Source organism: Pseudorhodoplanes sp., from assembly GCF_035565855.1.
In the GTDB taxonomy this organism is placed as follows: Bacteria; Pseudomonadota; Alphaproteobacteria; order Rhizobiales; family Xanthobacteraceae; genus Pseudorhodoplanes.
In genome coordinates this window covers 1-6,105 of sequence record NZ_DATMRX010000224.1, presented here as the reverse complement: position 1 = coordinate 6,105, position 6,105 = coordinate 1, and the positions used below count along the sequence as shown (strand labels likewise).

Annotated in this window: 5 protein-coding genes; 3 read left to right on the top strand and 2 right to left on the bottom strand. The window is 63.1% G+C overall.

The annotated features are described in order from the left end of the window. Positions 1-27: 27 nt before the first annotated feature. The gene (locus tag VN004_RS12630; RefSeq protein WP_325610535.1) at positions 28-849 is read right to left on the bottom strand and encodes an alpha/beta hydrolase; all 822 of its coding nucleotides are present in this window, start codon (positions 847-849) and stop codon (positions 28-30) included. A 102-nt stretch (positions 850-951) separates the two neighbouring features. Between VN004_RS12630 and VN004_RS12625 the strand changes: the two genes are divergently transcribed. Next, complete coding sequence (locus VN004_RS12625; protein WP_325610533.1) at positions 952-1,815, top strand: alpha/beta hydrolase; 864 nt, start codon at positions 952-954, stop codon at positions 1,813-1,815. Between the two features lie 36 nt (positions 1,816-1,851). On the opposite strand, the gene VN004_RS12620 is transcribed toward VN004_RS12625, so the two are convergent. Beyond that, positions 1,852-2,514 carry a class I SAM-dependent methyltransferase gene (locus tag VN004_RS12620; RefSeq protein WP_325610531.1) on the bottom strand — a complete coding sequence of 221 codons (663 nt, stop codon included), beginning with the start codon at positions 2,512-2,514 and terminating at the stop codon, positions 1,852-1,854. A gap of 222 nt (positions 2,515-2,736) precedes the next feature. Here VN004_RS12620 and VN004_RS12615 point away from each other — a divergent pair, with 222 nt between their 5' ends. Both VN004_RS12615 and VN004_RS12610 read left to right on the top strand, forming a co-directional pair. Further along, positions 2,737-4,002 (top strand): efflux RND transporter periplasmic adaptor subunit, encoded by a 1,266-nt coding sequence (locus VN004_RS12615; RefSeq protein WP_414710289.1) that lies wholly within the window; start codon positions 2,737-2,739, stop codon positions 4,000-4,002. A 42-nt stretch (positions 4,003-4,044) separates the two neighbouring features. Beyond that, a partial coding sequence (locus VN004_RS12610; protein ID WP_325610527.1) for an efflux RND transporter permease subunit occupies positions 4,045-6,105 on the top strand: 2,061 nt, incomplete at its 3' end.

The window sequence follows — 6,105 nt, the reverse complement described above, 5'->3', positions numbered from 1 at the left end:
CGGCGGACGTGGACATGGCGAAACTCCTCAGGCGCGCCGTGCGCGTGCTGCGGTCTGCAATGCGTCGCCGGCGAACGCCAGCGCCCGCCGGGCAAAGGCTTCCGGCTGCTCGACGTGCGGATAATGGCCTGCGCGTTCGATCGTCTCGAAAGCGGCGCCGGGAATGAGCGCGCAATAGGCCCGGCCGTAGGCTTCGCTCAGGATGCGGTCGGCGGTGCCCCAGAGGAACAAGGTCGGCAGCTTGATGCGGTGCAGCCGGCTCTTGAGCTTGGGATCGTGCATGTACGGCGACCAGCAGAACCGCGCCGTGGCCTCGCGGTTGCGCGCGGCGGCGAGCGAGGTTTCGGGCGGCAGGGTCTTGTAGTCGCGCTCGGCGATCTTCGGATCGAAATAGGCGAGCGCGTTCAGCTCGCTTGGCGTGATCGACCAGATATCGACGATGTCTCGGGTCTCGCGGTCCCCGATCTTGACGCCGACCGCGTTGGCCATCACCAGGCGCGACAGCCGTGCTGAGTTCTTGATCGCGATCTCGGCGGCGATCCAGCCACCGAGCCCGATGCCCACCACAAGCACGTCGGTGAGATCGAGCTGCTCGAGCAAGTCGAGATAGAAATACGACAGATCGTCGACCGTGCTCATACCGCTCGGCAGTTGCGAGGCGCCGAAGCCGGGATGCGACGGCGCAATCACGCGCCCGCCGCGCGCGAACTCGTTGAGCACCGGCGCAGCCGCTTCGATGCCGATATCGGGGTGTAGCAGGAGGATGGGGCGTCCCCGGCCACGGTCAACCATCTCGATGGTGATGCCATTCACCGCGACCGAGGTGGTTTCGCCCGTGCTCACCGGCATGTGCGCAGCCCTGTCGTTCCAACTCTGCTTTCCATTGCACGACCGGCATCGGTGTTTCAAGATCGCCGCGCATCGCGTGTTCAGTCGAAAGGAAAACGAAGGATGAATTCGGCCGAAAAGCTGGGCGAAATCGAAACGCGGCCCGGCGTGACCTATGCGACGCATGACAGCGTTGCGCTTGCGGGCGATCTCTATTTGCCGAAGGCGGACGGGCCTTGCCCGATCCTGGTCGGCGTGCACGGCGGCGGTTGGGTGCAGGGCGCGCGCACGGGATTCCGATATTGGGGACCCTATTTCGCCGCCCGCGGCATCGGCCTGTTTGCGGTCAGCTATCGGTTTGCCAAGGCCGGGCAGAAGACGTTTCCGCATGCGGTGCAAGATGTGCTCGCAGCGATCCAATACGTGCGGGGCAACGCCAAGACGCTCAACGTTGCCGCCGATCGCATCGGCGTGTTCGGTCATTCCGCCGGCGGCAACATCGGGGCGCTGGCGGCGCTGGCCGGCGGCAGCCCGTTGTTCGCCGGCGGTTATCCGCAAGATGCGCACGCCGGCGAAAGCACCGCGGTGAAGGTGTTCGCCGGCCTCTATGGCGTCTACGACCTCGCGCACATGTGGCAGACCTACCAGTTGCAAAGCCCGCGGCAGAACAACATCGAATTGTTCCTCGGCGCGTCGCTGCCGGAGAACCGGCAACTCTACTTCGACGCCTCGCCGATCAGCCATGCGACGCTGGCCAATAACAAGGTCGCGGTCCATCTGAGCGTGGGCACCGAGGACGACCTTGTCGACCGGCGCGCCAACACCGATGCCTTCGCGCTGGCGCTCAAGCAGGCGGGCTTCTTCGTGCGCACCACCATCGTGCAGGGCGCGCCGCATTACTTCGGCAGCGATCCCATCGACGAGCCGAACAGCTTCTCCGGCTTCCTGGCGCCGCGGTTGATGCGGTTCCTGGCGGAAAGGCTTTAGCCGGCCGGGGTAGAGGCCCGTGCGGGTCCGTTCGGATTATTTGCGCCCGACGAAATCGACCAGGGCGGACATGCCGCCATGCCCGTCGCCTTCCTCGATTGCCGCATCGTATTCCTCGATCTCGAGCGAGGAAAAATCGGCGAACGCCTCCTCCAGAAGCGCGCGCGTATAAAGATTCTCGACCTGCGAGGGTCCGCCGGTTTTGTATTCGAGTTGCTTGAGGCCGTAGCCCTCCATCAGCAAGAGCCCGCCGGGCTTCAGTGCGCGCTTGATGCCGTCGAACACGCGCGCCCGCAGGGCCGGCGCGCAAAACTGGATGAAGATCGCCACGACCACATCGAAAGCGTTGACCGGCCATTGCCAGGTTTCAAGGTCGGCCCGTTCGAGGCGGATGGTAACGCCGCGCTCCTTGGCAAGAGCCGCAGCCTTGACCAGCGCCGTGGGAGAGAAATCCATCGCCAGCACGTCGAGGCCGCATTCGGCGAGGAACACCCCGTTGCGGCCTTCGCCGTCCGCAATCGAGAGCGCCTTTTGTCCGGGCTTGAGCAGATGCGCGTGGCGCTTGAGGAAGGCATTGGGCTCGGTGCCGAACAGATAGCCCGGCGCGCCAAACCGTGTTTCCCAGCGCTCCCATTCCGACATCGCAACCTCGCCTTCGATCGGGGCGAAAGGATTGGTCCATGTCCTGACCGGCGGCAAGTATGAACCGACGTTAAGTTTGGCACGAACGCAGTGCGGGAGCGATTGGAGTACCCCTGAAGTATCCCAAAAAAAGTCGCGATCCGGGAGCCTTTCGCGCCCGTCCGCGACCTGGAGCAGGAGCCGGAAAGATGGCTGCTTTTTAATGAAGCGCTATATGCATATCTGCTATACGTCGACTGAAAGCTCCGTTTTTGCAGGAAGGGACTGAGGTTTTGGGTGATGCCTATTAATGACTTCCCGCAACGGCTTCGTGGGGTTTTCGGCCGGGCGCACGCGCTGATTGTTGTGGCTATCCTTGCAGTGGCGGCGGTCGTGATCGTTTTCATGACCCAGGACGGGCGTGATCCGAAAGCCGCGTCCAATGCCGACACCGAAGTGTCCAGCCAAGCCAAGCGCACCGCACGCTTCGTACCGACCGCGGCGCAATGGGCTTCGCTCGGAATAGAGGTGGTGAGGCCCCTCGTGTTCCGGTCCGAGCACATGACAGAGGGCCGGATTTCGATCAACGAGGATCAGGCGACGCCGATCTTTTCGCCCTATCCCGGCCGGGTGACGCGGCTGATGGCCAAGCCGGGCGATGTCGTGAAGGCCGGCGACCCGCTGTTCTACATTGAAGCCGCCGATATGGTGCAGGCGCAAAACGACTTCCTGGCGGCGCTGGCGGGCTTGAACAAGGCGCGGTCGCAGGTGGCGATTGCGGAAATCATCGAGAAGCAAAATCGCACGCTCTACGAAAGCAAGGCCGGCCCGCTGCGAGACTATCAGACCGCCGAGGCAAGTCTCGCCCAGGCGCGCGCCGACCAGCGCACCGCGGAAACCGCACTTGAGGCCGCGCGCAACCGCCTCAGCATTCTCGGTAAGACCGATGCGGAGATCGCGGCCTTCGAGAAGCAGGGCCGCATCAGCTCCGAGACGCCGATCTTCACGCCAATCGCCGGCACGGTGGTGCAGCGCAAGATCGGCCCCGGACAATATGTCAGCTACACCAGCATCGGCTCGGTCGATCCGGTTTACACGATCGGCGATCTCTCGACCGTATGGCTCGTGGCCTACGTCCGCGAAAGCGAGGCGCCGAAGATCAAGGCAGGGCAACAGATCGAGTTCAGCGTGCTGGCCTATCCGAATACGACCTTCAAGGCGACCGTCGACCACGTCGCGGCGTCGCTCGACCCGGCCATCCGCCGCCTGATGGTGCGCGCGACCATCGACAACGCGAGCGGCCGTTTCAAGCCGGAGATGTTTGCCTCCGTCACCATTTACACCGAAGAGGGGTCTGCCTCGATTGCAGTGCCGCGCGAGGCGGTGATCTACGAGGCTGATACCGCTCGCGTGTGGGTCGCGCGCAGTGACAAAACTCTCGAGCTGCGGCACATCAAGACCGGCATGACTCATGGCGGCCTGATCCAGGTGCTTCAAGGCTTGCAGCCGGGCGAGTCGGTGGTCACCAAGGGCAGCCTGTTCGTCGATCAGGCTGCCGCAACCTGATCGCGCTCATCGCGCTCATCGCGGTCGGGACCCGGCGATCTCATGGATACGCTCGTCGCATTCGCCCTTAAGCACCGCATCCTCATGGTCGTGGCGTTCGTCATGATGATGGCGGGCGGCATCGTGGCGTTCCACCAGCTCAATATCGAAGCCTATCCCGATCCCACGCCGCCGATGGTGGACGTGATCACGCAGAGCGAGGGGCTCTCGGCGGAGGAGATCGAGCGTTACATCACGATCCCGATCGAGGCTCAGACGTCCAATCTGAAGAACCTCAACACGATGCGGAGCGTTTCGCTCTATGGTCTTTCCGACATCAAGCTGCAGTTCACGTTCGACTATACCTATGAGGAGGCTCTGCAGCAGGTTCTAAACCGGCTGGCCCAGTTGCCGCCGCTGCCGAACGGCGCGCAGCCGCAAATCTCTCCTCTGAGTCCGATCGGAGAGGTCTTTCGCTACAAGCTGGTTGGTCCGCCCAATCACGATCTGATCGAGTTGAAGGCGTTGCAGGACTGGGTGCTGGAGCGGCGTTTCCGCGCCGTGCCGGGCGTCATCGACGTGATCGGCTGGGGCGGGAAAACCAAGACCTACGAGGTCCAGGTCGATTTCAACAAGCTTTTGGCCTATGGCCTGACCCTGCAACAGCTATTGCAGGTGCTCAACAACAGCAATCTCAACGTCGGCGGCAACACCATCGACATCGGCTCGCAGGCCGCCGTCGTGCGCGGCGTCGGCCTCATCAAGTCCATCGACGATCTCGCCAACACCATGATCTCCCAGAACGGCGGCAACCCGGTGCTGGTGAAGGACGTGGCTACGGTGGCGGTCAGCAACAAGCCGCGGCTTGGTATCGCCGGCAAGGACGACGATAACGACATCGTCGAGGGCATTGTGCTGATGCGGCGCGGCGAGCAAAGCTCGCCCACCATCGCCAGGGTGAAGGCCGAGGTCGAGCGCATCAACGCCGGCAACGTGCTGCCGCCCGGTGTGCGCATCGAGCGGATCTACGATCGCCAGGATCTCATCAAGATCACCACCGGCACCGTGCTGCATAACATGGTGATCGGCATCCTGCTGGTGTTCCTGCTGCAATGGCTGTTCCTCGGCAACCTGCGCAGCGCCTTCATCGTCGGTTTGACCATTCCGTTCGCGTTGTTCTTTGCCGTCGGCATCATGGTGTTGCGCGGAGAATCCGCCAACTTGCTGTCGGTCGGCGCGATCGACTTCGGCCTGATCGTTGATGCGACGGTCATCATGGTGGAGAGCATCTTCCGTCGGCTCGGTGCGCTCTCGCATTCAGGAGCGGATGGCGGAGCCACGCAGTTCGCGCTGCCGGAGGGGGCGAGCGGCAAGCTTGGCGCCATTTATCGTGCCGCCACCGATGTCAATCGCTCCATCCTGTTTGCCGCAGCGATCATCATTGCCGGCTTCCTGCCGCTGTTTACGCTGAGTGGCGTGGAGGGCCACATCTTCGGCCCGATGGCCAAGACCTACGCCTATGCTCTGCTCGGCGGCTTGCTGGCCACGTTCACCGTGACGCCGGCGCTCAGCGCCATCATCCTGCCGGATCATGTGCGCGAGACGGAGACGTGGCTGGTGCGCACGTTGCACCGGCTGTACGGGCCGGTACTGCACTTTGCCATCCATAACAAGGCGATCATCCTGGCCGGCGTGGCCGCATTGCTGGTGTTGACGGCAATCGCCGTTCGTTCGCTCGGGCTCGAGTTCCTGCCGAAGCTTGAGGAAGGCAACATGTGGGTTCGCGCCACCATGCCTTCGACGATCTCGCTCACCGAAGGCAACGGCTACGTGAACAAGATGCGCCGGTTGATCGGTTCCTTCCCGGAGGTTGAGACCGTTGTCTCGCAGCAGGGGCGTCCCGATGACGGGACCGACGCCGCCGGGCCGTTCAATGCGGAGTTTTTCGTTCCGCTCAAGCCCCAGGCCAAATGGCGGCCGGGGCTCGACAAGGAAGGCTTGACCGAGGAGATGCTGAAGCAGCTTCAGGCCGAGTTTCCGGGTGTCGAGTTCAATTTCTCGCAGTACCTGCAGGACAATGTCGCCGAAGCGGTTTCCGGCGTGAAGGGCGAGAACTCGATCAAG